This is a genomic window from Bacillus sp. FSL L8-0167, from assembly GCF_038630295.1.
GTDB lineage: Bacteria > Bacillota > Bacilli > Bacillales > Bacillaceae > Bacillus > Bacillus safensis.
This window is the reverse complement of the sequence record NZ_CP152027.1, coordinates 2,029,164-2,054,511: the sequence shown is the minus strand read 5'-3', so window position 1 is coordinate 2,054,511 and position 25,348 is coordinate 2,029,164. Positions and strand designations below refer to the sequence as shown.

Annotated in this window: 26 protein-coding genes, 1 other RNA gene and 1 riboswitch; of the genes, 22 read left to right on the top strand and 5 right to left on the bottom strand. The window is 41.4% G+C overall.

All coding sequences use genetic code 11. The features are described from left to right. Positions 1–6: 6 nt before the first annotated feature. From tseB to MHB66_RS10440, 5 genes are all read left to right on the top strand, one after another. A complete protein-coding gene (gene tseB / locus MHB66_RS10460) occupies positions 7–492 on the top strand; it encodes a cell wall elongation/penicillin-binding protein regulator TseB (protein WP_024422779.1) in 486 nt (161 codons plus the stop codon). 115 nt (positions 493–607) lie between these two features. After that, complete coding sequence (asnS, locus tag MHB66_RS10455; RefSeq protein WP_152649303.1) at positions 608–1,900, top strand: asparagine--tRNA ligase; 1,293 nt, start codon at positions 608–610, stop codon at positions 1,898–1,900. A gap of 99 nt (positions 1,901–1,999) precedes the next feature. Further along, the gene (locus tag MHB66_RS10450) at positions 2,000–2,704 is read left to right on the top strand and encodes a DnaD domain-containing protein (RefSeq protein ID WP_046311580.1); all 705 of its coding nucleotides are present in this window, start codon (positions 2,000–2,002) and stop codon (positions 2,702–2,704) included. Between the two features lie 17 nt (positions 2,705–2,721). Then, a complete protein-coding gene (gene nth, locus MHB66_RS10445) occupies positions 2,722–3,384 on the top strand; it encodes an endonuclease III (protein WP_034280464.1) in 663 nt (220 codons plus the stop codon). Then, positions 3,381–3,890, top strand: a complete 510-nt coding sequence (locus MHB66_RS10440) for a YpoC family protein (protein WP_046311577.1) — start codon at positions 3,381–3,383, stop codon at positions 3,888–3,890. Before nth ends, MHB66_RS10440 begins: the two co-directional genes overlap by 4 nt. A 36-nt stretch (positions 3,891–3,926) precedes the next feature. On the opposite strand, the gene MHB66_RS10435 is transcribed toward MHB66_RS10440, so the two are convergent. Next, entirely contained in the window at positions 3,927–6,641 is a 2,715-nt protein-coding gene (locus MHB66_RS10435; protein ID WP_046311574.1) for a PBP1A family penicillin-binding protein, read from the bottom strand. Between the two features lie 19 nt (positions 6,642–6,660). After that, complete coding sequence (recU, locus tag MHB66_RS10430) at positions 6,661–7,296, bottom strand: Holliday junction resolvase RecU (protein WP_034280474.1); 636 nt, start codon at positions 7,294–7,296, stop codon at positions 6,661–6,663. Between the two features lie 46 nt (positions 7,297–7,342). On the opposite strand from recU, the gene MHB66_RS10425 reads away from it, so the two are divergent. Continuing rightward, positions 7,343–8,299, top strand: coding sequence for a DUF2515 domain-containing protein (locus tag MHB66_RS10425; RefSeq protein ID WP_046311571.1), 957 nt, complete (start codon positions 7,343–7,345; stop codon positions 8,297–8,299). 23 nt (positions 8,300–8,322) lie between these two features. Here the strand turns inward: MHB66_RS10425 and sspM are convergent, their stop codons facing one another. Beyond that, positions 8,323–8,427 (bottom strand): acid-soluble spore protein SspM, encoded by a 105-nt coding sequence (sspM, locus tag MHB66_RS10420; RefSeq protein WP_024422772.1) that lies wholly within the window; start codon positions 8,425–8,427, stop codon positions 8,323–8,325. 197 nt (positions 8,428–8,624) lie between these two features. On the opposite strand from sspM, the gene MHB66_RS10415 reads away from it, so the two are divergent. The 3 genes from MHB66_RS10415 (at position 8,625) to MHB66_RS10405 (ending at position 9,858) form a co-directional block, all read left to right on the top strand. After that, positions 8,625–8,858: a DUF5446 family protein gene (locus MHB66_RS10415; protein WP_224426684.1), complete on the top strand. Its 234-nt coding sequence runs from the start codon at positions 8,625–8,627 to the stop codon at positions 8,856–8,858. A 49-nt stretch (positions 8,859–8,907) separates the two neighbouring features. Next, entirely contained in the window at positions 8,908–9,288 is a 381-nt protein-coding gene (locus MHB66_RS10410; RefSeq protein WP_224426683.1) for a YppE family protein, read from the top strand. 108 nt (positions 9,289–9,396) lie between these two features. Further along, positions 9,397–9,858 carry a YppG family protein gene (locus MHB66_RS10405; RefSeq protein WP_034280480.1) on the top strand — a complete coding sequence of 154 codons (462 nt, stop codon included), beginning with the start codon at positions 9,397–9,399 and terminating at the stop codon, positions 9,856–9,858. 20 nt (positions 9,859–9,878) lie between these two features. Here the strand turns inward: MHB66_RS10405 and MHB66_RS10400 are convergent, their stop codons facing one another. After that, entirely contained in the window at positions 9,879–10,298 is a 420-nt protein-coding gene (locus tag MHB66_RS10400; protein ID WP_034280483.1) for an Hsp20/alpha crystallin family protein, read from the bottom strand. A gap of 169 nt (positions 10,299–10,467) precedes the next feature. Between MHB66_RS10400 and MHB66_RS10395 the strand changes: the two genes are divergently transcribed. Then, positions 10,468–10,974: a PTS glucose transporter subunit IIA gene (locus MHB66_RS10395; protein WP_046311568.1), complete on the top strand. Its 507-nt coding sequence runs from the start codon at positions 10,468–10,470 to the stop codon at positions 10,972–10,974. Positions 10,975–11,031: 57 nt separating this feature from the next. Here the strand turns inward: MHB66_RS10395 and MHB66_RS10390 are convergent, their stop codons facing one another. Next, positions 11,032–12,150, bottom strand: a complete 1,119-nt coding sequence (locus MHB66_RS10390; protein WP_231122787.1) for an NADH-dependent flavin oxidoreductase — start codon at positions 12,148–12,150, stop codon at positions 11,032–11,034. Between the two features lie 159 nt (positions 12,151–12,309). On the opposite strand from MHB66_RS10390, the gene MHB66_RS10385 reads away from it, so the two are divergent. The 12 genes from MHB66_RS10385 to pbuX all read left to right on the top strand — a co-directional run bounded on the left by MHB66_RS10385 (position 12,310) and on the right by pbuX (position 25,268). Further along, positions 12,310–14,556 carry a DEAD/DEAH box helicase gene (locus MHB66_RS10385; protein WP_046311563.1) on the top strand — a complete coding sequence of 749 codons (2,247 nt, stop codon included), beginning with the start codon at positions 12,310–12,312 and terminating at the stop codon, positions 14,554–14,556. A gap of 24 nt (positions 14,557–14,580) precedes the next feature. Beyond that, positions 14,581–15,828, top strand: coding sequence for a ribonuclease H-like domain-containing protein (locus MHB66_RS10380; RefSeq protein ID WP_046311561.1), 1,248 nt, complete (start codon positions 14,581–14,583; stop codon positions 15,826–15,828). A gap of 316 nt (positions 15,829–16,144) precedes the next feature. Further along, complete coding sequence (locus MHB66_RS10375; RefSeq protein ID WP_073206049.1) at positions 16,145–16,384, top strand: CotD family spore coat protein; 240 nt, start codon at positions 16,145–16,147, stop codon at positions 16,382–16,384. A gap of 48 nt (positions 16,385–16,432) precedes the next feature. Continuing rightward, positions 16,433–16,975, top strand: a complete 543-nt coding sequence (locus MHB66_RS10370; RefSeq protein ID WP_046311559.1) for a DUF1273 domain-containing protein — start codon at positions 16,433–16,435, stop codon at positions 16,973–16,975. 75 nt (positions 16,976–17,050) lie between these two features. Then, a complete protein-coding gene (gpsB, locus tag MHB66_RS10365) occupies positions 17,051–17,356 on the top strand; it encodes a cell division regulator GpsB (protein ID WP_012010336.1) in 306 nt (101 codons plus the stop codon). Between the two features lie 60 nt (positions 17,357–17,416). Next, positions 17,417–17,803: RNase P RNA component class B (gene rnpB / locus MHB66_RS10360), an RNA gene on the top strand. Between the two features lie 108 nt (positions 17,804–17,911). Then, a complete protein-coding gene (locus MHB66_RS10355) occupies positions 17,912–19,066 on the top strand; it encodes a class I SAM-dependent RNA methyltransferase (protein WP_024428118.1) in 1,155 nt (384 codons plus the stop codon). A 105-nt stretch (positions 19,067–19,171) separates the two neighbouring features. Then, a complete protein-coding gene (locus MHB66_RS10350) occupies positions 19,172–19,369 on the top strand; it encodes a hypothetical protein (protein ID WP_024428119.1) in 198 nt (65 codons plus the stop codon). 75 nt (positions 19,370–19,444) lie between these two features. Then, complete coding sequence (locus MHB66_RS10345) at positions 19,445–21,382, top strand: ATP-dependent DNA helicase (protein ID WP_046311556.1); 1,938 nt, start codon at positions 19,445–19,447, stop codon at positions 21,380–21,382. A 125-nt stretch (positions 21,383–21,507) separates the two neighbouring features. After that, positions 21,508–23,013, top strand: a complete 1,506-nt coding sequence (locus MHB66_RS10340) for a carboxypeptidase M32 (RefSeq protein ID WP_024428121.1) — start codon at positions 21,508–21,510, stop codon at positions 23,011–23,013. A gap of 136 nt (positions 23,014–23,149) precedes the next feature. Continuing rightward, a riboswitch (purine riboswitch) is annotated at positions 23,150–23,249 on the top strand. A 118-nt stretch (positions 23,250–23,367) separates the two neighbouring features. After that, on the top strand, positions 23,368–23,952 hold the full coding sequence (gene xpt / locus MHB66_RS10335; protein WP_024422759.1) for a xanthine phosphoribosyltransferase: 585 nt from the start codon (positions 23,368–23,370) through the stop codon (positions 23,950–23,952). Continuing rightward, positions 23,949–25,268 (top strand): xanthine permease PbuX, encoded by a 1,320-nt coding sequence (pbuX, locus tag MHB66_RS10330; protein WP_046311553.1) that lies wholly within the window; start codon positions 23,949–23,951, stop codon positions 25,266–25,268. The genes xpt and pbuX overlap by 4 nt, the downstream gene beginning before the upstream one ends. Positions 25,269–25,348: the final 80 nt, after the last annotated feature.

Here is a 25,348-nt window from a genome sequence, read left to right as displayed (position 1 = left end):
CTTGACATGAAAAAAATAGTCTGGATTATTTCATCTGTAGTGGCTCTCGTTCTGCTTATTGGCATCATCAGCTTTACGTGGATTTATCAAATTGCCATGGGGCAAAGAGAACAAGGGCATGAAGCAGCGATCGAACGAGCAAAAGAACAAGCAAACATCGTACAAGTGGAGCAAGTGGAAACCTTTGTCGGGAAAGAAAAACAATTTATTGTTGAAGGGAAAAACAAACAGAATGAAACGACCTACGTTTGGGTTCCTGCCAGCAAAAAAGAAAAAGTGATCGCAAAAAAAGCAAAAGAAGGCATTACCTCGAATCAAGCAGTACAAGCCGTTCAAAAGGAGAACACAGTCTCTAAGCTAAAAGAAGTCAAATTAGCGAGAGAAGGTGACGTACTTCTTTGGGAAGTGACATACTTAAATGAGAACAATCAATATAGCTTCAGCTATGTCGACTTCTCGACAGGACACGTGGAAAAAAATTTAACACCGTAGTTTCTCCTGTCTTGCGTTGACCATGCTGATTTAGAACGGTTATAATAAAATGTATGAAAAAAGATTCACACCTGCCAAATAGGTGAGTTTCTTTCTGGCTTTGGAGGGAATTATGTTGAAAACAACGATTAATCAAGTGTTCAAACACGTCGATCAAGAAGTAACCATCGGCGCATGGATTGCCAATAAACGTTCAAGCGGAAAAATTGCATTTTTGCAGCTGCGTGACGGGACAGGCTTTATTCAAGGAGTCGTAGTAAAAGCAGAAGTGGAAGAGGAAGTCTTTAAGCTTGCGAAATCAGTCACTCAAGAAACATCTGTCTATGTAACAGGTCAAGTGACAAAAGATGAGCGTTCACCGCTAGGTTTTGAATTGCAAGTGAAATCCATTGAAGTGATTCATGAAGCGACAGATTATCCAATTACACCAAAAGAGCATGGAACAGAATTCTTAATGGATCACCGTCATTTATGGCTTCGTTCTAAAAAACAGCATGCCATTATGAAAATCCGTAACGAAATTATTCGTGCTACATATGAATACTTCCATCAAGAAGGTTTCGTGAAAGTAGATCCGCCAATTTTAACTGGAAGTGCACCTGAAGGCACAACGGAACTGTTTGCTACGAAATATTTTGATGAAGATGCATACCTTTCTCAAAGCGGGCAGCTTTACATGGAAGCTGCAGCAATGGCACTCGGAAAAGTATTCTCATTTGGCCCAACATTTAGAGCTGAAAAATCTAAAACAAAACGTCATTTAATTGAGTTTTGGATGATCGAGCCGGAGATGGCTTTTGTCGAATTCAATGAAAACCTTGAGTATCAAGAAAATTATGTGTCTCATGTTGTTCAAAGTGTACTTGAAAACTGTAAAGTGGAGCTGCAAACACTAGGCCGTGATACAGCAAAATTAGAAAAGATCAAAGCACCATTCCCGCGCATCACTTACGATGAAGCGATTAAATTCTTGCAGGAAAAAGGCTTTGATGATATCGAATGGGGAGATGATTTCGGCGCGCCTCACGAAACTGCGATCGCCGAAAGCTATGATAAACCAGTGTTTATCACTCATTACCCAACATCATTAAAACCGTTTTATATGCAGCCAGCACCGGATCGTGAAGATGTTGTCCTTTGTGCAGACTTGATTGCACCAGAAGGCTACGGAGAGATTATTGGCGGTTCTGAGCGTGTTCATGATTTAGAGCTTCTTGAAGCAAGATTGAAAGAACATGGGCTTGATCAGGAAACTTACAAATGGTATACAGAATTAAGACAATACGGTTCTGTACCGCATTCAGGTTTTGGTCTTGGACTTGAACGTACAGTTGCTTGGATTAGCGGAGCGCCGCATGTGCGTGAAACCATTCCTTTCCCAAGATTATTAAACCGTTTATACCCTTAAGACGTGAAAGCCTCCAACAAATGGAGGCTTTTTCAAACGTCTTTTTAGAGGGGCACGTGAAATAAAACGTGATATACTTAAAATGAAGAGGTGTATCCGATGAATAGACAGCAATTTATTAATATGCAGCAAATGGGGTCGACAACTTTGCCTAATTTGCTGATTGCTCATTATGAGCAGTTAGGACTGAATGAATCACAGATGATGGTGATGCTTAAAATTAAAATGAATGAAGAACAAGGCGTTTTCTTCCAAACATTTGAAGAGCTTTCTCAAGGCATGACCATTTCAGCGGAAGAGTGTGCGTATATGGTTCAGCATCTCATTCAAAAAGGATTTATCTCGATTCAGCCATTTGAAGACAGGTCTGGTATTCAGCATGACCGCTATTCAGTAGAACCTTTATGGGGCGTGCTGTATGACTTTTTAGAAGCAAAACAGGCGAAAGAAGCGCAAAAACATCATGTGCAGGCTGAAAAATCTTTATATGCTTTATTTGAAGATGAATTCGGCAGACCGCTGTCTCCTCTTGAAGGAGAAACACTTTCGATCTGGATGGATCAAGACCATCATGATACTGAGATGATTCGGCTGGCGCTAAGAGAAGCCGTTTTATCAGGGAAATTAAATTTCCGTTATATTGATCGAATTTTATTTGAGTGGAAAAAGAAAGGGCTGAAAACAGCGGAAGAAGCAAAAGAGCATAGCCAGCATTTCCGTTCTCAGCAGAAAACGCCGCCTTCAAAAGAAGAGACGTCCACTTATAAACGACAAGTTCCTTTTTATAATTGGCTGGAACAATAACCAATAAAGGAGAAGGCATGTTAACAAAAAAACAAATCAATGAGTGTTTAGATATTATAGGAGATATGTTTCCAGAGGCTGAGTGTGAGCTTGTTCATGACAATCCATTTGAGCTTGTGATTGCTGTTGCACTCTCTGCTCAATGTACAGACGTGCTTGTAAACAAGGTCACCAAAACGCTTTTTCAAAAATATAAAACACCAGAAGACTATTTAAGTGTACCGCTTGAAGAACTGCAGCAAGATATTCGCTCGATTGGTCTTTATCGAAATAAGGCTAAAAACATTCAAAAATTGAGCAAAATGCTGATTGAAGAATATGGCGGTGAAGTACCAAAGGACCGGGATGAGCTTGTTAAGCTTCCTGGGGTTGGCCGGAAAACAGCAAATGTCGTCGTTTCGGTCGCTTTTGGTGTACCGGCAATAGCAGTAGATACACACGTAGAACGAGTCAGTAAACGTCTAGGCATCTGCCGCTGGAAAGATTCTGTGCTTGAAGTAGAGCAAACCTTGATGAAAAAGGTGCCAAAAGAAGATTGGTCTGTGACGCATCACCGCCTGATCTTTTTTGGGAGATATCATTGTAAGGCGCAGCGGCCGCAGTGCGAATCGTGTCCGCTTCTTGATATGTGCAGAGAAGGGCAGAAGAGGCTGAAAAAAGGATTGGTGAAGCTGGCATGAGCGGGGCAGCTGTTTTCACCTCATATGTCGAAAAGCTAAAAGAAAAAAAGGTAGAGATTAAAGGTGATCGAGTAGATATACTGAGGGCCAATCCGCTCGCATATGATCTATCTTCAGAACCTTTAACAGACGAGCTTCCATGGCAGGAAACTGAAGAATTTGTTCCTGTGATGTTTGAGCTGTGGGACGAATTAAAAGAAAAAATGCTTCCTCGTTTCCAAACAAGAAAATCCCGCTGTGAAGAAGATGATATGCTGCAAGGAATCGTCAGTATGATTGCGATGTTTTACTGGATCAAAGGGGAGAGTGTCCAAACGTTTGAATGGGAACATATCAAGCAAGAGACATTTCCTGTTGCTCCGATTAATTGGACGGAACGTTTAGAGTTCATCTTGCTAAAACCAACTCAATATCACTGCTTTATTCAATTGGACGAGCTATACACGGAATTAAAAAAGCAGTATGGAAAATATGAAGCACTTAAAAAAATCAAACAGCAGCGTTAAAAAAAGCACTTGCCATAGGAGGCAAGTGCTTTTTTATTATTCATCTTCTTTTCGAGAAGTAGCATTTGATTGCGAATTGGAACTTTGAGAGTTGGCTTTCTCATCATCTTTCTTTTTATCTTTATTATCAGTTTGCGAGTTGCTGTTCCCATTTGTACTGTCTGAGCCATTATCTGAAGAACCATTATTTCCGTTTTCTGTATTTCCACCTTGGTCCTGATCCTTATCCTTATCTTGATCTTTTTTGTCATCAGGCTTTTGCTCATCAGTGCCAGGGGGCTGATTTTTGTTATCGTCAGTTTGGTCTGTCTGATCGTCGTCAGGCTGCTGCGGTTCTTCTTCTTCTTTATTCTCATCATCCGCTTTTTCTTCCTCATCTGCGTCATCCTTAATGGTGAGGAAGGTAGATGCCGCTTTACTCGTGACATCATCTACAGTGGCTGTCACTTGGAATTTATATGTGGAGCCAGGCTTCACATCAGAGATGACCGCTTCTTTAGCAGAGCTGTTTTGAATCTCTTTATAGCCGCCATTATCAACTGCTTGCTTGACATTAAATGTAGCATCAGCGTCGTCAGAATAGCCCCAAGTCAGTGTGATGGATTTTTTCTCTTCATCATACACCGCTTTTAAATCAGAAGGCTTATCGGCTTCTTTTTTCTCGTATGTGTCAGAGACTTTTGTTGGTACCGTTCCTTTAACAAAGTATTCTGTTGTCTTCTTGTCACTTGGTGTATTTGGTCCGGCTAATTTTGCTGGATCGGATCCTTTTTCAACCGTAGCTTCAACGACACTGTCTGGTTTTTCAAATGAGCCGCTTCCATCATCAATTTGAGAAATTAATCGCTGGAAGACGATTTTGGCAACACGCTGCTCGTAATCATTCAGCCACATTTTGCCGTCTGCATCTTTTGAATTACCGATTCCAGTCCAAACGGCTGCTGTATATTGCGGCGTATAACCGACAAACCACGAATCTTTCGCACCGCCAGAAGGGATATTGTGTTTATTAATAACATCTTGTGTGAAGTTCGTTGTACCTGTTTTACCAGCTACTTGAACGTTCGGTACTTGTGCAAGTGTACCAGTACCAGATTGGACAGCAGTTTTCAGCATATCTGTAATCATAAATGCTGTGTAATCACTCATTGCTGCTTTTGAGTCCGGCGTAAGGTCAAGCTTTGTCCCATCATTAAATTCAACAGATGTAACAGCGTGCGGTTCATTATAGTATCCGTTATTACCGAATGCACTAAATGCACCTGCCATTTTTAATGAAGACACACCATCTTCAAATCCACCAATGGAATAAGATTCTGGAATATCAGAAGGTAAGTCCATGCCTAAATTATTAGCAAATTGAGCGGCATTGGCTGAACCAGCTTCTTGGAATGCTTTAAGTGCAGGGATGTTACGCGATTGTGCCAAAGCACTTCTCATCGACATTTTACCTAAATGTCTTCTGTCAAAGTTGTTAATCGGTGTACCATCTGAGTACGTATATGGTGCATCATCAATTTGCTGATATGTGGACCATTTTTTGTTTTCAATGACTGGGCCGTAATCTAAGATCGGTTTAATTGTGGACCCTGGCTGGCGTTTTGCATCCGTCGCATAGTTAAAGCCGCCTGCTGGTACATCACGTCCACCGCCAATGGCGCGTATTTCACCATTTTTCGTATCAAGCAGGGTGACACCCGCCTGCATCCCTTTCGTAAATCCAACTGAATCTCCATTGATGATATCATTTAGATGATCCTGTGCATTTCGATCAAGTGATGTATAGATTTTTAATCCATCAGTTGATGCATCCACTTTGGCTTTTTTCTGTACTTCTTCCATCACTTCTTCAATGTAGGCAGAGTACTTACTAGAGTTTTGGCTCTTATATTTACTAGCTGAAACAACTGTCTTGCTGACAGGGGTTGCTTTTGCAACGTCATATTCTTTTTCTGAAATGTAGCCTTGTTTTTTCATAAGGCTTAAAACGATATTACGGCGTTTTTCCGCTGCCTCGGGATGTTTCACTGGATTATAGGCAGAAGGACTCTGCGGCATACCTGCAAGTGTAGCAGCTTGTGCAACGGTTAGTTTATTTAAATCTGTGACTCCGAAAAATTGTTCAGCTGCTTTCCCAACTCCATAAGCATAAGGAGAGAAGAAAATCCGGTTTAAATACATTTCTAAAATTTCATCTTTAGAGTATTTTTGCTCAAGCTGAATAGAGAGCCATACTTCCTGTACTTTCCGTTTTAACGTCTTTTGATTGGTTAGGAGGGAGTTTTTCACAACCTGCTGTGTAATGGTACTTCCGCCTTCAGCACCAAAGCCGTCCTCAACGTTTGCGACAAGGGCACCGCCGATACGGATTGGATCAATCCCGTGGTGCTTATAAAAACGTGCATCTTCAGTCGCAATAAACGCGTCTTTTACCACATCGGGTATATCTTTTATCGAGACATACGTTCTTTTTTCTGCACCAACTTCTGCAAACACTTTCTTGTCTTTATCATAAAGCTTTGAAGAGTATGGTGTTTTAAGCTTACTATCATCAATAGAAGGAGCGCTTGATGCAAAAACGGCAAAAGTTGTGATTCCGGCAACTAAACAAAGTAGACCGATCACGAGTAAAGATAAAAATATTTTTTTAAATAGACCTGCTTTCTTTTTGCCTTTTTTGTTCTTTTGCTTCTTATTGTTTTCTTGACTTGCTTTACGTCGCTGTTCACGACTTGTAAATTGATCAGACATCACATCTCAACCTTTCGTGTTAAACCTTTTTCGAACGTAATTGCTGCTTGCTTTCATCCGAAAAATGAAGTGTCTCCACTACTTTAATATAATCAATTCTTGGCGAATATCCAAGTGTCATTATGTGGCCAGCTTCCATTAATTCGTCTTTGCTAATGGATTTACGGCCGTTTTTTTTCTGCCGCTCCCAGAAGAAAAAGAGATCTGAAGCGGGCAAATAATAAACGGAGCCAAAAGCGGATATAATAACGAAACAAATACCGCCTTGCTTTTCAACCTGTTTCATATGCTCAATTTGATGGTCGTGGAAATTTTTGAGCGGAAACGAGGTAGTGCTTTTGGTTTCCTTTGCTTCAAAATCGATATAGCGGCCTTTATACACCCCGTTATAGTCTGTTGTGGATGATTGTTTAAAATAGGCTTCTTTAATGACAGCAGCACTTCTTTTTGGATAATCCACATTCACAATTTGAACTGGGGTAGGCTTTTTATGAATGACTGCGATCCCGTTGACCAAATAGTATTGGTTTGTTTCATTTAAATCAGCCTCAAGCGTCATCCCGCGGTTACTATAAGAGGATTCGCCGCTGATTCTTTTTTTTGTCCCAATTTGTTGTATGGGCTGATACGATTTTCCGTTTGGATACCGAATCATCAAGTTTCAGCCTCCTTTTAATGCATTTTGTATTGGAGAGATCACCATGTTGTCCCAAGAAGAGCATATCATCACTCAGCAAATTTTGCGTGAAACGAAAGCAAAAAATAAAGACAACCTGACGAGGACAAATGCTTACAAGCGCTTTTATGACCGGCATCCAGAGATGAAATGGTCGCTGCTCGCTTCCTTTGTCTCGAGAAATGCTGGGTGGTCCATGACGGATTTAAAAGGCGAGCTCTTCCATCCAGGTTTAACGGATCAGCAGGGGCACCTTTTTTTCACAGCATATGAAAGAGCGAATTGGCTGATCTTTTCGGATGCTTACCCTCAGCTTCTTTTGTACGAATGGTCTAAGCGATGCAGTCAACCTTTGTTTCATCTGCTTCCTTATTTCTCCGTGTCTCGGTTTATGAGCGCTGAGTGGGAACGCTTCTGGCTAAAGCGTGACACAGAGCGTCTGCTTTATGCACTCATCATAAATGAACAATATACTATACAATCTCCTATTATACAAAATCCTCTTCTGAAAAAGAATGTTTTTCACTCGATTCAATATCTTTTCAGCGAGTGGGGACATTTCCAAACCGTTGTTTTTCCAACGGTGGACGGGCATTTGTACGGCTTAACCATACGGAAGTTTTCCAATGTAAAGGATCGCATTACATTAGGTAAAAAATTAGCGAAACTATTATTTCGAGCCGATTTGTTTTCGGATTTTTATCATTTTTTGCATACCGTGCCGCATACGGGGTCTCGGTTTGATTTTGAACCGTTTTTAGGGATCGCTAGAAGGTCAACACCTTTTCTTCGGACGGTTTATCCGGTGATGACACATTCATTAGACGATCAAAGGGAAGATTGGTTTCAAAAGAAATTGAGTCCATCTTTATTTGAGGCAGAGCCGCTGCCAAAGCAGATTGAGCTGACCGACTGGTATTTTCATAAAAAAAGACAGCTTCGTTTTCTTTTCTCATTAGAGCACTATTTTTTGCATAAATAAAAAGCAGGGGGTGCCTGCTTTTTTTACGTAGATGGACGATTAGGACCGCCGAGCTTTTTATCCAGCTGATCTGGACTGTTTTCTTTCCCTTTTGGCTTTTGCTCTTTTGGTGCTGGCTGCTTTTTCATGAAATCTACCTCCTTTTGTCTTTAGAATTTACACAATCGGACGCAATCATACAAAGAAGGACAAGCATCTGTCGAAAAGGAAGAAATAGCGCTTATCTACACTTAGATTGGCGATTTGCTTCTAGTTTTGTCATGTGTGAAGGAGGGTGAGAAAGAAAAGAGAATGTAACGAGAGACGATAAAGGAGGAATCTGATGATGAGCGAATTTGTATCAAAAGAATCCATTATGCAGTTGTTAGAGGAAATCGAGCGAAAAATTGATGCGGTAGAGGAAGAGCTGTCTCTAGCTGTGAAGCAGACGAAACGTGCAGCGATAGAAGAGCAAGAACAAATGATTGACCGGCTTGAATCAGAAGTAAAGGACTGTGAAGTGAAGCTTCATGCAGCCGAGTATAAACTGGCAGCAAGACCGGCATATCACGCCGGATAGCTTTTCTATTTGAGCAATAGGTAAACGTTTGATAGGATGGTTCATAGAGGTGAACACTTTGGATAATCAAACATTACTTGAACATACACAAAACTTGAGAATATGGATCGAAGAAGCGTATGAGCAGTACCAAAAGGGAAAGGCTGAAGAGGAGTACCCATCGTATGATTTTTATACGGATATTCAGCCGGCCGTTGTTACATTTGATCAGAAAATGGAGGAGTGGCTCACCGCTGCCATCTCGTTTATTGAGCAGGCCAAACCTAGATATTTACACCAAGAACAGCTTGAAGCCGTAAAAGAAAATGGAAAAGAGGTTGTCCTGCAATCTTATTTTGGTAAACAGCACGCACCCCGTGTAAAAAATTTAGTTGAGTCAGTGGTTTACACTCTGAACCTTTTAATAGAAGAAATCAAAAAGCGCAGCTAAAGACATGATGCTGCGTTTTTCTTATGGCTTCTTTAGGCACATCTTCTGCTCTTGGTCATAATATATGAGTGTCATCAATATGTGTTGAGAGCGAGAGGAGCGAGATAGATGTTCCCTTATTCAAACCAGCAGCCTTATGAATTCAATCAATTCAAGCAAAGGCCTTTTCCGTATCCAGAGATGCAGCAGCAGCCTCCGCAGCCTCCAGACTATTTCATGCCGCCGTATCAAGGTGGAGGGGGAATGAATCAGGCACCATCTACTGTTTATCAGCCGCCTTATGGATACCAAGAAAACGTGCCGCCTTTACAGCCGCCAGAAGCGATGAATCCACCCCAAATGCAGCAGCCTCCAGGTATGATGCCCATGCAGCCGCCTATGAACCCTTATCCATTGCCAAGGCCGCAAAAACAGCAGCCATCTCAATTTAAAAGTGTGCTGTCACAATTCAAAAAGACGAATGGGCAATACGATTTTAACAAAATGTTTGATACAGCTGGCCAAATGATGAGTACAATGAATCAAGTAGGCTCATTGGCGAAAGGATTTACAAGCATTTTTAAAGCATAGCTAAAACCCAATAGATTGATCTATTGGGTTGTTTGCTTTGGCGCAGACACATGAAGCGATTGATCTTTCCACACACTCTTCATTTTCGTTTCATCTATTTTTGCCGGCATTAAAATGGTTTTGGTAAAGCTTGAATACGAAGAAGTCGTATCTGTTTTGATTTTTTCCTGTACTGATAAGTGTAAATATTGGGCTTTTACTTCTAGCGCAATGTCTCCTTCGACAAAATGGTCTGGAAATTGAATCTCGATATACACATTCTGTTCATCCTCTGTCACACCGGTCGTAATGGATGCAAGTGAATGCGATGTGGTCATGAGTGCCTCTGCACTATTTAATATCTCGTGAAACGGGGAGGATGCAAAAAATTGTTCAATCGCTTCATATAGCATATCTTCATTTGCCAGCATTTCATGTTTTTTTTCGCCTTCATGTTTCATCTGAATCACCTCTCATCTACAGCCTATGCAGAGGGGGCTCAGGCGGTTATCAATTGATGAGAGGAAAAAATTATGATTAAATAGTGTTGAATGAAGCAAGGTGTATGGGCGTAAAGTTTCATACACGAAATAGATTTAGGAAGCAAAGCTTGAAGGGAGCAAATTGACATTGCTGAAAAAATTATTCGGTTTCGGAAAAAAACAAGATGATGTAAAGGAAGAAGTCATTTATTCTCCAGTTGATGGAGAGTTAATGGATATGACTGATGTACCAGATCCCGTCTTTTCTCAAAAGATGATGGGAGACGGCGTAGCAGTAAAACCAAAAAGTGGGACGATTGTGTCTCCAGTAGAGGGTGAAATCATTCAGCTCTTCCATACAAAACATGCAATTGGCATTCGAACACTCTCGGGGCTTGAGCTTCTGATTCATATCGGACTTGAAACAGTTGGGTTAAATGGTGAAGGATTTGAAGCCCACATGAAAGAAGGGGATAAAGTGAAAATCGGTGATCCTCTTATTACATGTGATTTAGAACTGATTGAAGAGAAAGCATCAAGTACAGTGACACCGATTGTGATTATGAATGGTGACCTTATCGAACGACTTGATAAAGAACCAAAAGGCTCTGTAGAAAAGCAGATGTCCAAGCTCTTTACAGTGAAAATGAAATAATCCATGAATAGAAAAAACTACCCACTGATAGGGTAGTTTTTTATTGTGCTGAGGACATTAATCCTCCATCGGAACCCAGCCTTGACTTGCTTCCATGACAGACCACAATCCTTCTGGAATGAGATACTTGTCTTTTTGGCTGCGTTTAATGACGGTTTCAATCTCTTGTTCTCTGCCTTCTTTAATCTTCTTAGCCCAATCTGGGTCGACGATCAGCTCTCGTGCGACAGCGATGAGAGGAATCCCTTGATTGTAAGCATGGAGTGCATCTTCAGCTGTAATGACACTGCCTACTCCAATAAGCGGAAGAGCATCGCCGCAGCGTTCTTTTAGCAGTTCCATACGAGTTTTATTAGAATCTGCGCCTCGTCTTGCTTTAGAGCCAATCTCCATTAGAGAGATATGCAAATAATCGAGGCTTTTTGTTTTGAGAACATCCACTAATGTAAACGTCTCTGTCATTGTTAAACCAGGTGTTTCTGGTTCTTCAGGAGATAACCGGTATCCAAAGATAAACGGTTTAGCCGCATGTTCTTTGATGGCCTCTTTAACTGCATCTACAACAGCAATAGGGAAAGCTAGACGTTTTTCTTCATTTCCTCCCCATTGATCTGTACGCTGATTGCTATGCGGTGAGTAAAATTGTTGTAATAAATAACCGTTTGCCCCGTGAATTTCCACGCCGTCAAACCCTGCTTGAACCGCTCGTCTTGCTGCTTCTTTAAAGGAGTCGATAATTTGCGTAATTTCCTCTTCTTTTAAAGCGCGTGCAATTTGTTTTCCATCTTTGAACACATCACTTGGCGCAACCACATCACCGTTTGGAACTAAATGAGGGAGAGCCTGAGAGCCGCCGTGATGAATTTGAATGATGGCTTTTGTTCCTTTTGCCTGGATAGCTGAAGCCAGTTTTTTCAGGCCAGGGATATCTTCATCTCTTGCGATAGAAGGCTGTCCTTCAAATGCCTTCCCATCTGGAGTCACATTCGCACATGCAGTAATCACCATGCCCATTTCACTTGATCTAGCTGTAATGAAGTCAATTTCGTCTTTTGAAATGGTGCCGTCGTCATGAGAACCGAAGTGTGTCATTGGAGCAACGACTAACCGGCCATCAATAGAAGCGCCTCCTGGAAACGTAAATGGTTCAAATAAAGGCTTAAATTCGTTTTTCAATCTGATCATCTTCTTCCTTGATAAAATCATTTCACTTTAGAAGTGTAATAGATATTGTTACAACAGTTCAAAGTATTTGCTCATAAGTCCGCATCAAAAAATTGCCGCCTAGTCATGCAAACAAATATTCGGTACACTAGAATGAGAGGTGGACGCAATATGAAAAAGAAAACAATGAATGAACTGATAGAAGAATTAAAGAAAGACGAACAGGTAGAGCATTGGCATGAAATTGAAGCAAAGCCTGCACAGACCTCTCCCGTTCCTGAAAGAGTGGACGACAGGCTAAAAAAGGCGCTTGAAAAACGAGGCGTGAAAGAGCTGTACATTCATCAAAAAGAAGCCTTTGAACGAGTAATGGATGGTGAGCATGTAGTAACGGTTACACCAACAGCTTCAGGTAAAACGCTTTGCTACAATCTGCCTGTTCTTCAGTCGATCGCAGAAGACCAGACAAACCGCTCTCTTTATTTATTCCCAACAAAAGCGCTCGCACAGGATCAAAAGAGTGAACTTAACGAGATCATCCGCGAGATGGATGTTCCGATTCATAGTGAAACATATGACGGGGACACCTCCCCGGCCATTCGGCAGCGAGTCAGACAAGCAGGGCATATTGTCATCACAAACCCAGATATGCTGCATTCAGCTATTTTGCCTCATCATACGAAATGGGTCAGCTTGTTTGAGAATTTGAAGTATATTGTCATTGATGAACTTCATACATATCGAGGTGTGTTTGGCAGTCATGTGGCCAATGTGATTCGAAGATTAAAGCGAATTTGTGCATTTTATGGAAGTGATCCGATTTTCATTTGTACTTCCGCAACGATTGCGAATCCAAAAGAGCTGGCGCAGCAGCTCACAGGGAGCAAAGTGCATCTTATTGAACGAAACGGAGCGCCCAGCGGTAAAAAGAATTTTGTGTTTTATAACCCGCCAGTGGTGAATAAACCATTAAATATTAGACAAAGCGCTGCCACTGTCGTCAACCAATTGGCTAAAACATTTTTAAAAGAAAAAATTCAAACGATCGTTTTTGCTAGAAGCAGGGTACGAGTAGAAGTGATTTTAAGTCATATTCAAGAGCTTGTGAAAAAAGAAATCGGTCCAAAATCGATTCGCGGGTATCGCGGAGGCTATTTGCCAAAAGAGCGCCGCGTGATTGAAAAGGGGTTAAGAGAAGGAGACATTCTAGGTGTCGTCAGCACGAACGCACTAGAATTAGGGGTAGATATAGGTCAGCTAAAGGTATGCATTATGACGGGGTATCCTGGCAGTGTAGCGAGTACATGGCAGCAGGCAGGACGTGCTGGAAGGCGTCATGAGGAGGCGCTCATTATCATGGTAGCAAGTTCCTCACCCCTTGATCAATATATTGTCAGACACCCTGAATATTTCTTTAATAGACCGCCTGAAGCAGCCAGAATCAATCCTGAAAATCTCATTATTTTAGTGGATCATCTAAAATGTGCTTCCTACGAGCTGCCATTTCGGACGGATGAACAGTTTGGCGGCATGGAAGTAGAAGACATTTTGCAATACTTACATGAGGAAGGGGTTCTTCATTTTAGCGGGAACCGGTATTATTGGTCAGATCAATCGTTCCCAGCGCATGGGATCAGCCTGAGATCTGCAAGCCAAGAAAATGTGGTGATTGTGGATCAATCCGACGTAGCGAATGTTCGGATTATTGGAGAGATGGATCGATTCAGTGCAATGACACTGCTACATGATGAGGCGATTTATTTACATGAAGGGGTTCAGTATCAAGTAGAAAAGCTAGATTACGAGCATCTGAAGGCTTATGTGAAACAAGTAGATGTAGAATACTATACAGATGCGAATTTAGCTGTTCAGCTCAAGGTACTGGAAATCGATCAGACGACAGAGAAAGAAGCTGTATCTGTTCACTACGGTGATGTGACTGTCAACGCAATGCCTACAATTTTCAAAAAAATCCGGCTCAGTACTGGTGAAAATATCGGGTCTGGACCGATTCACTTACCGGAAGAAGAAATTCATACGAGTGCTGCTTGGTTTGAATTACACGAGGCAGAGCGGAGATTTGAAGAGAAGACACTTGAACAGCTGCTGCTTGGCATCGCAAATGTTCTTCAGCACATTGTACCTGCTTTTGTGATGTGTGACCGCTCAGATATTCATGTTGTTTCACAAATTAAAGCGGCACATACCGGTAAACCGACAGTCTTTTTATATGACCATTACCCTGGCGGAATCGGTTTAAGCAAAGAAGTCCAAGCTCGTTTCGATGAAATAGCAGGTGCAGCCATTCAGCTGATAGAGCGGTGCCGCTGTGAGAACGGCTGTCCATCCTGCATTGGCATGGAAATGAAAGAGGTGAGCGGAAAAAGCAGCATTGTTGAATTGATGTCTGTATTTTAAGGGGAAGGAGGAAGATACCTACTCATGTCTTTAAAAGGGAAATTAAATCGAATGAAGAAGCACCTATCGCACAACCAGCCAAACGAAAAACGGCAAAAAGCAGTGGAAGGGCAACCTCAGCCTGTGACGACCGAAAACATTCCATTTTTAAAGGAATGGGAGAAGTTGGGAACAGCTCCTTATCACTTTGAGGATTCTTTTTGTCTTATTCGAGAAGTCACCTATTCATTAGATGATAAGCATGGACTCTACTCGTTTGCGGAACTGCCAAAGATCATCGAGGCATGGAACAAAAGCAGCATCCAGCATTCTCTATCGGCTAAAGGTTACAAGCCGCATGAACTGTTTTTCTTTGATACAGAAACAACTGGATTATCTGGCGGAACGGGAAATATGATCTTCTTGCTAGGACATGCGCGGGTTTTTGCTGACAAAGTAGTGGTGAAACAGCACCTGCTCACAAATCCGGGAAATGAAGCGGCTCTTTATAAAAGCTTTCTCGATGAAGTGAACGTAGAATCACTCGTTACATATAATGGAAAATCATTCGATTGGCCGCAAGTGAAAACGAGACATACTTTGTTGAGAGATCAAATCCCTGCGCTTCCAGAGTTTGGCCACTTTGATCTTCTGCATGGGTCAAGACGGTTGTGGAAGCATAAATATGAACGAATGGCGCTGTCTGTGGTTGAAAAAGAAGAGCTGCACGTTCACCGGGAAGGAGACACACCGGGTTTTTTGGCACCGATGATCTATTTTCACTTTTTAAAGGAACAAAAACCGAAGCTCATTGAAGGGATTTTGACTCATAATGAATTAGACGTCCTTTCGTTAATCAGCCTCTACATTCATCTATCCAAAAAAATTCTATCTATGGATGCAGTAAAGGAGCACGATGAGAAATACGCGCTGGCTAGGTGGCATCTTGCGCATCGTGATGTACAGGAAGCTACGAAGCATTTGCGGGAATTAACAGGTGCTGATTTTGAACATGCCAATCAGGCGGCTTTTGATCTCTCCTTACAATATAAACGGCTAAACGAGTGGGATGAAGCAGTTCGAATTTGGGAAACATTATTTGAATCAAGTGATGTCCATTTAGCATTAAAAGCGGGTATAGAGCTTGCGAAGTGTAAAGAGCATCGCCAAAAAGATGCAAGGTCAGCTCTTTCCATCACGGAATCTTTATTATCTTTCTCATCGTTAAGCGAGCGAGACACGGAAGAGCTTGAGAAGCGAAAAAAACGGCTATTGAGAAAAGCTGGGCAATGAAATATTATTACCCGGGAAAGCGCAAAAAATGACAACGTTCGGCTCTCGGCCGAAAATAAAAATTGTTTAGCACTTTTATTGTAGAAAGTCCGCGAATCCTGTAAAATAACGTTAGATATTGAATGAGGAGCGTATAGCATGTATAAGGGTCTTTTCTACTTGTTTTTTCTTGTGGTCATTTTGGTCGCTTTTGTGTTTTCAAACTATAAAGATATTTTTCTTGCCAACTTTTAAAATAGGTTAATGCATTAGTACATGTACACCTCTTAATTCATACATTGTTAATGTAAGAAAATAAAGGAGAGGGGAATGCTACATGTACCATCATCACCATCATTGCCATCCGAATGTTACACAGCCAATTGTTCATCCGACGAATCATTGCTGTACACACAGCGAGTCAACAACAATTGTGCCGCATATCCACCCGCAGCATGTGACAAATGTTCACCACCATAATTTCAAACATGTTCACTACTTCCCGCATACGTTTTCTCAGGTGGACCCGACAACACATCAACACTTTAACTGCGGTGGACCTTGCTGTAACAGATAAAGTGAATGGGACTTTTATAAGTCCCATTTTTTAAAAGCAGGTGAAAAAATGAAAATTATTGCTGTCACAGGGTACAAGCCCTTTGAGCTTGGGATATTCAAACAAGACGAGCCTGCACTTCAATACATAAAAGCGGAGCTTCAAAAAAGGCTGACAGCCCTTATCGAAGAAGGTCTGGAATGGGTGCTCATATCAGGGCAGCTTGGGGCAGAAATTTGGACAGCCGAAGTGGTGTTTGAGCTTCAGGAGGAATATCCAGCGTTAAAACTTGCAGTCATTACGCCATTTTATGAACAGGAAGAGCGCTGGAATGAACAAAACAAAGAGTTGTATGAAGGAATTCTTGCACAGGCCGATTTTGTAGAAAGTGTCACGCATAGACCGTACGAAAGTCCGGCACAATTTAAACAAAAGAATCGCTTTTTTATTGAAAAAACAGATGGTCTTCTCGTCTTATATGATTCCGAGCATGAGGGATCGCCGAAGTATATGATCAGGGAGGCGGAAGCCTATACCGATTACCCCATTATGTATATCACGATGGATGATCTAAGAGCGCAGGTCGAGGCGGAAGATCCGTTTTTTGATTAAAAGCAAGAGAAAATTTGACAACGTCACGTATTTCTGAAAAAATATACTATGAATTCACGATATGAGGTGAAAAAGATGCTTGCTGATAAAGTAAAGCTTTCTGCGAAAGAAATTTTAGAAAAAGAATTTAAAACAGGTGTCAGAGGGTACAAACAAGAAGAAGTCGATAAATTTTTAGATATGGTCATTAAAGACTATGAGACATTCAACCAAGAAATCGAAAAACTTCAACAAGAAAACCTCCACTTGTCAAAACAGCTTGAAGAAGCTGTTGAACAAGGGAAAAGACAGCCTGCACAGTCTAATACAACAAACTTTGATATTTTAAAAAGACTATCGAACCTTGAGAAACACGTTTTCGGCAGCAAACTTTATGATTGAGTCTTGCTGAAAAAGCTTGTGTCAGATGTCATTGTCGTTTATAATAACGCTTATTGATTAACGTTCGGGTAATCGCTGTAATGCTATTTAGGGCATTGCAGAGGAAAGTCCATGCTCGCACGGTGCTGAGATGCCCGTAGTGTTCGTGCCTGGCGAAAAAATAAGCCAGGGCAGCCTGGGAAAGGCTGACGGCAGGAAAAATGCCTACGTCCTTTTTAGGATATGGCAAAGTATCCTTGAAAGTGCCACAGTGACGAAGTCTCACTAGAAATGGTGAGAGTGGAACGCGGTAAACCCCTCGAGCGAGAAACCCAAACTTGGTAGGGGAACTTTCTCAAAGGAACCAAACGGAGAGAAGGACAGAGAATTCTGTAGATAGATGATTACCACCTGAGTACGAGGCATTTGCCGTTTGCAGTACGATGGAACAAAACATGGCTTACAGAACGTTAAATCCGTTATCATAAACATGATGAAACAAAGCTCTCCTATTTCAACATATGGAGAGCTTTTATCTTGAATACATAAAAGGACGAGAAAACAGGTGATAAATCAATGAAAACCTATACACTCATCGCAACAGCTCCAATGGGAATTGAAGCAATTGTTGCAAAAGAAGTAAGAGACCTTGGCTATGAGTGCACAGTCGACAACGGAAAAGTGATTTTCAAGGGGGATGCTCTTGCGATTTGCCGTGCAAACCTTTGGCTGCGTACAGCAGACCGGATCAAGGTACAAGTTGCTGAATTTTCGGCAAAAACATTTGATGAGCTTTTTGAACAAACGAAAGCGATTGACTGGGCCGCTTTTTTACCAAAAAACAGTACGTTTCCTGTCATCGGGAAATCTGTGAAATCTCAGCTTGCCAGTGTGCCTGACTGCCAGCGCATCGTCAAAAAAGCCATCGCTCAAAAGCTTAAATCCTCCTACAACATTCAGTCTGAATGGCTTGAAGAGACGGGACCTGAATATAAAATCGAGATCGCTCTTTTAAAAGATAAAGCGGTTCTTACGCTTGATACATCTGGTGTAGGTCTTCATAAACGCGGATACCGCATGGATCAAGGCGGAGCACCTATTAAAGAAACGCTTGCTGCTGCGCTCGTCTTATTAACGAACTGGACACCTGACCGTCCGTTTGTTGATCCTTTCTGCGGATCAGGAACAATCGCCATAGAAGCGGCGATGATAGGACAAAACATTGCTCCAGGATTTAACCGAGATTTTGCGTCTGAATCATGGGAATGGATCGGTGAAGACGTATGGAACAAAGCGCGTGTGGAAGTCGAAGAAAAAGCAAACTATGATCAGCCGCTCCGCATTATCGCAAGTGACATCGACCATCGTATGGTGGACATCGCAAAAATGAATGCAGAAGAAGCAGGACTGAGTGAACTGATTGAGTTCAAACAAATGCAAGTAAAAGACTTTCAAACAAAAGAAGAGTACGGTGTGATTGTTGGAAATCCTCCTTATGGTGAACGACTGAGTGATAAACCAGCTGTTGAAAAAATGTATCAAGGAATGGGTGAAGCGTTTAAGAACCTAGATACATGGTCCATTTACATCTTAACGTCACACGAAAAATTCGAAGAGTGCTTCGGAAGAAAAGCGACGAAAAAGAGAAAGCTGTTTAATGGATTTATTAAAACAGACTATTATCAATATTGGGGAAAACGCCCGCCTAGAAAGCAACCAACCGAATCGTAATAAATGGCCGCACCGAAAGAAGGTGCGGCTTTTTTATGCTGAAAAGGTATAACTCCTCGCGTGGCGGAATAAACTGAACTTGATTTTAAAAAAAGAGGTGTCTTCATGATTCATTATGATCAAATTCAGTTAATCCAAAAAGCACTCAATTCGACTGCTCAAGAAATAGAAGGGCATGAAGGTGGACAATCTGCTCAGCTTACGGCAGCCATCGAAGATTTGGCGCTGGCTCAGGCATACATAGAACGTTCTGAGCATGCATTTTTAATGAAGGAAAGCTATCAACATCGCCTGCGCTCATAAAAAAAGATTGTTTTTCCCCAGCGTAAATGGTACTATTGAATGTCTGAATGATTCAAAAGTTGGGGGTTGAAGCAGGTGACAGCATCTCGTTTGCCTTTTTCATTATCAAAAGAACACAATTTTTACGAAGAACTGGGCAACTGGATTGGTGATGTGTTTTATGACATTTTGCCAGAAAAGGGCTTTGATCTTCGAGATGAACAAATATTTATGGCTTTTCAACTAGAAAGAGCCTTTAAAGAAAAAAGTGTGATGTTTGCCGAAGCTGGGGTAGGCACAGGCAAAACTATCGTCTATCTATTATTTGCCGTCACATATGCAAGGTATACAGGGAAGCCTGCGATTATTGCATGTGCAGACGAAACGTTAATTGAACAGCTCGTTAAACAAGAAGGTGATATCTATAAAATTGCCAATCACCTTGATATTCAAATAGATGCGAGATTAAGTAAATCGCATGATCAATATTTATGCTTAAAGAAGCTGGAGAAAACGATGCAGCGTGAAGATGATGAAAAGTGGCTCGATATTTATGAATCACTGCCTTCATTTGTTCATGAATCACATGGCATGCAAACCTTTTATCCGTATGGCGATCGAAAAGAGTATCCGGAGTTATCAAATGATGAATGGTCACGAATTGGCTATGACTCGTTTCAGGACTGTCTGACGTGCGATATGCGTCATCGCTGTGGTTTGAATTTATCAAGAGATCATTACCGGAAAGCGACAGATCTCATCATCTGTTCACATGATTTTTACATGGAGCATGTGTGGACGAAGGAATCCCGGAAACGTGAGGGCCAGCTTCCGCTGCTTCCTGAGCATAGCTCCGTCGTATTTGATGAGGGACATCTTCTCGAGTTTGCCGCACAAAAAGCGTTAACGTACCGAGTGAAGCAATCAACGCTCGAAACATTTTTGGAACGTCTTTTGCAAAACGACATACGCGAAGAATTTGCAGAGCTTGTTGAAGATGCACTTGCAACAAACGATGAGTTCTTTTATCTCTTAAAAACACATGCCAAAGAAGTCAAAGGCTCGCACCGGCTTGAAATTGGGCGTGTCGATGAGGTGAAGCGTTCTGCAAGTGAATTGTGTGACTTGCTTGAAAAAATCGGAGAAGCGCTCGTGTTTGAATCTGAGATGTATACAATCGATCAATACGAATTATCTGTTGTGGAAGAATACATTGAACAAATGGCGTATTCTTTATCGCTTTATCAAAAAAATGCCATTAGCTGGCTGGAAAAACAGGAATTAGATACAACATTTGTTGTGATGCCAAAGACGGTTGCAGAGGTGCTTGGCGAAAAAGTATTCTCGCAAAAAAGACCATATATTTTCTCTTCCGCTACATTGTCTGAGAATCAATCCTTTGATTATTTAGCTGAAAGTCTTGGGATTAAAGATTACTTATCAATGAGTGTCGCTTCGCCGTATGATTACGATGAACAAATGAAGATTTATTTCCATGGAATTCAGCAGCTCGCTGAGCAAGAGGCAAAAGCACAGCAAGTGATGACTCAGCTGAAAGAAAATGGAGGACGATCTCTGATTCTCTTCCCTTCATTTGATGAACTTCATTTCTTTAGAAAACAGCTTGAAGCATCAAATGAATCACTGCCGTTTGACGTATATTTTGAGGGAGACGAGGAAATCAGCACGATTGTTCAAAAGTTCCAAGCAGATGAAACATCCGTGTTATGCTCTGTTCATCTGTGGGAAGGGCTTGATATTCCAGGTCAATCATTAACGAATGTGATCATCTGGGGACTTCCTTATCCGCCGCATGATCCGGTATTTGAAGCGAAACGGAATGAAGCAAAGGATGCACATGCTGAAGTTGACCTTCCGTATATGCTGCTTCGCTTACGCCAAGGTATCGGAAGACTGATCCGGACAAGCCAAGACGCAGGAAGCATTCATATTTACTTTGATCGTAAAGAAGATACTAAGCTTCAAAGTAAAATTGAATCCGTCCTGCCAGTGAAGCCCATCATCACATCTTAAATAGCTGAAAACTTGCAAATGAGGAGGATACCACGGTGTATCCTCCTTTTTCATTGACAAAAGAACATTCATTGAAGTAGCCTTGAAACGTACATACATATTTTATTGATTGGGGGAACAAACGCATGAGTCTTGAAGCAACTGAGAAAGCGTTTTATCAATTACTAGGGAAAATCGCCCATTATACAGAGGCGCTCCATTTACTTTACTGGGACTCTAGAACACAAGCACCTAAAAAAAGTGCGGATTTTAGAGCTGAAACGATCGGTCAATTATCAAGTGATATTTTTAATATGAAGACTTCTGACGAAATGAGAGATCTTCTTCACGCATTAAACAAACACCGAGATGAGCTGTCAAAAGATACACAGAAGGCGCTCGAATTATCACAAAAAGAGTATGATGAAAACAGTAAAATTCCGAAAGAAGAATTTAAAGAATACTCGATTTTACAATCAAAAGCGGAGCATGTTTGGGTAGAAGCAAGGGAGAAATCAGACTTTTCACTCTTTGCACCATACTTAAAACAGCTTATTGACTTTAACAAGCGTTTCATCCAATATTGGGGCGTGAAAAAAACGCCTTATGATGTGCTGCTCAATAACTATGAGCCAGATATGACGGTTGAACAGCTTGATCAAAAGTTTGGTGCACTTCGTGACGCTATTGTTCCTCTTGTGAAAAAAATCGAAGCCTCACCTAATAAGCCGGATACTTCATTTTTATCGAAAAGCTTCCCAATCGATAAACAAAAGGAATTGAGTCTCTTTTTCTTAAAAGAATTAGGATATGACTTTGACGCAGGCCGCCTGGATACAACAGTTCATCCATTTGCTGTAACGTTAAGCAGAGGCGATGTACGTGTTACGACCCGTTATGATGAGCATGATTTTCGAATGGCGATCTTTGGAACGATTCATGAATGTGGTCATGCGATCTATGAGCAAAACATTGATGAAGCACTGAGCGGAACACTTTTATGTGATGGGACTTCGATGGGAATCCATGAATCACAGTCTCTTTTCTTTGAGAACTTTATCGGCAGACACGAAGATTTCTGGAAAACGTATTATCAAAAGCTGCAAGAAGCTTCTCCTGAGCAATTTAAAGATGTTTCTTTAGAAGACTTTGTGCATGCAGTGAATGAATCGAAGCCGACTTACATTCGAATTGAAGCCGATGAACTGACGTATCCGCTTCACATTATCATCCGCTATGAAATTGAGAAAGCGATTTTCAATGAAGAAGTAGCAGTTGAAGATCTGCCTGCACTTTGGAATGAAAAATATCAAGCGTATCTTGGCATTACGCCTCCTAATGATGCACTCGGTATCTTGCAGGATGTTCACTGGTCTGATGGAAGCTTTGGCTATTTCCCTTCATATGCTCTTGGTTATATGTATGCAGCGCAATTAAAGCAGCAAATGATCAAAGATTTACCAAATTTTGATGAGCTTATTCAAAATGGGTCTTTTGCACCGATAAAAGAATGGCTGACGGAACATGTTCACCAGCATGGAAAACGGAAAAAGCCATCTGAAATCATTCAAGATGCAACAGGCGAAGAATTAAATGTTCAATATTTAATCGACTACTTAACAGATAAATATACAAAACTGTATTTATCATAAAAGAAGGGCACCCTTTCATGAGAGGGGTGCTTTTTTGATGCTTGAATATTCTAAAAACGAACATTTTGTTCTGATCTATTATTTAAGTTCGGTATTTTTCTAGAAAAGTGCTTTCCAAGCGTCTGAAATCTTGTTATAATTTGAACACTATAACACTCATATAATCGCGTGATGATGGCACGCAAGTTTCTACCGGACACCGATAAGGTCCGACTATGAGTGAGCAAAATGAAACAGCTCTTGTTTGAGCTGAAGATCCGTTGATCGTTTTCGCATTGCTTGCTCCTCATGGACAGCAATGCTTTTTTTATGCCAAAAATTGAATGTTTGCCAATTATGCTAGGGGGAAGAATGATGGAATTGTTACGTCAAAAAATTGAGAACGAAGGAATCGTTCTGTCAAATCAAGTGTTAAAAGTAGATGCTTTTTTAAATCACCAAATTGATCCTGTGTTAATGCATGAGATCGGGCAAGAGTTTGCTAGATTATTTAAGCACGATGGCATTACAAAAATCATCACAATCGAATCTTCTGGCATCGCACCTGCTGTGATGGCTGGGCTTGCTCTTCAAGTACCTGTTGTGTTTGCAAGAAAACGTCAATCACTCACATTAACGGATAACCTGTTAACAGCCAGTGTGTACTCTTTTACGAAAAAAGTAGAAAGCACGATTGCTGTCTCAAATACGCATCTTAGTGAAAATGATTGTGTGTTAATCATCGATGACTTTTTAGCGAATGGTGAAGCTGCGAAAGGACTTGCTGCAATTGCAAAGCAGGCGAAGGCAAAAGTAGCCGGATTTGGCATTGTCATCGAAAAATCATTCCAGCCTGGAAGAAATGCGCTTGTGCAAATGGGCTACCGCGTTGAGTCCCTCGCACGTATTGAATCACTTGAGGAAGGGAAAGTCACGTTTGTACGGGAGGTACAATCATGAGTACCGCTAAAAAAGTCAAAACGCTCTCACTGGGTATTCAGCATGTGCTGGCGATGTATGCCGGTGCTGTTCTTGTACCGCTCATTGTTGGAGATGCGCTCGGGCTCACGCCTGCACAGCTGACTTACTTAATCTCGGCGGATATTTTCATGTGCGGGGCTGCTACATTGCTTCAAGTATGGAAAAACCGCTTCTTTGGGATCGGTCTGCCTGTTGTATTAGGCTGTACATTTACTGCGGTTTCGCCTATGATTGCGATTGGCTCTAAGTATGGGATTTCGTCTATCTATGGAAGTATTATCGCTTCAGGATGTATTATCATTCTTCTTTCATTTTTCTTTGGAAAGCTTGTGAAATTTTTCCCGCCCGTTGTCACAGGTTCTGTCGTCACCATTATTGGTATCACCCTCATTCCTGTAGCAATGAACAATATGGCAGGAGGAGAAGGAAGTGCAGACTATGGTTCTTTTGAAAATCTAGGACTCGCTTTCCTTGTACTGTTTATCATTGTACTGCTTTATCGATTCACGAAAGGATTTATGAAGGCGATCGCCATTTTAATCGGTATTCTTCTTGGGACAGCAGTTGCTGCGTTTATGGGGAAAGTGGAAACAGCTGAGGTGGCAAACGCTCAGGTTTTCCGCATGATTGAGCCATTTTATTTTGGCATGCCGACCTTTGAATTTGCACCGATCATGACCATGACGTTAGTTGCGATTGTGTCATTAGTTGAATCAACAGGCGTTTATTTCGCACTAGGTGATTTAACAAACCGGCCATTAAAAGAGAAGGATTTGGCTAAAGGCTATCGGGCAGAGGGGATTGCTGTGTTATTAGGCGGAATCTTTAATGCTTTTCCATACACAGCCTACTCGCAAAACGTTGGATTGATCCAGTTAACAGGAGTCAAGAAAAACCAAGTCATTGTCGTCACAGGGGCATTGCTCATGTTATTTGGTCTTTTTCCTAAGATCGCTGCCTTTACGACGATTATTCCAAAGTCAGTCCTTGGCGGTGCAATGGTTGCCATGTTTGGCATGGTCATTGCATACGGTATTAAAATGCTCTCGCGCGTGGACTTTGCAAAGCAGGAGAACTTGCTGATCGTCGCTTGCTCCGTGGGAATCGGCTTAGGAGTTACTGTCGTACCGCAAATGTTTGAGCATCTGCCAGATTCGATTAAATTATTAACAAGTAACGGCATTGTGGCCGGAAGCTTTACCGCTATTTTGCTTCATATTATTTATCACATGATTCCTTTTAAAAAAGAAGCCGGGCATGACCTGGTAGAAGAACCTAAGCAATCTGTTATGTAAACCCCTCTCTTGGAGAGGCGGTTCAGATTATGGACAAAGAGCTAAAATGACCTTTTATTTTAGCTCTTTGTCTTCTTTTT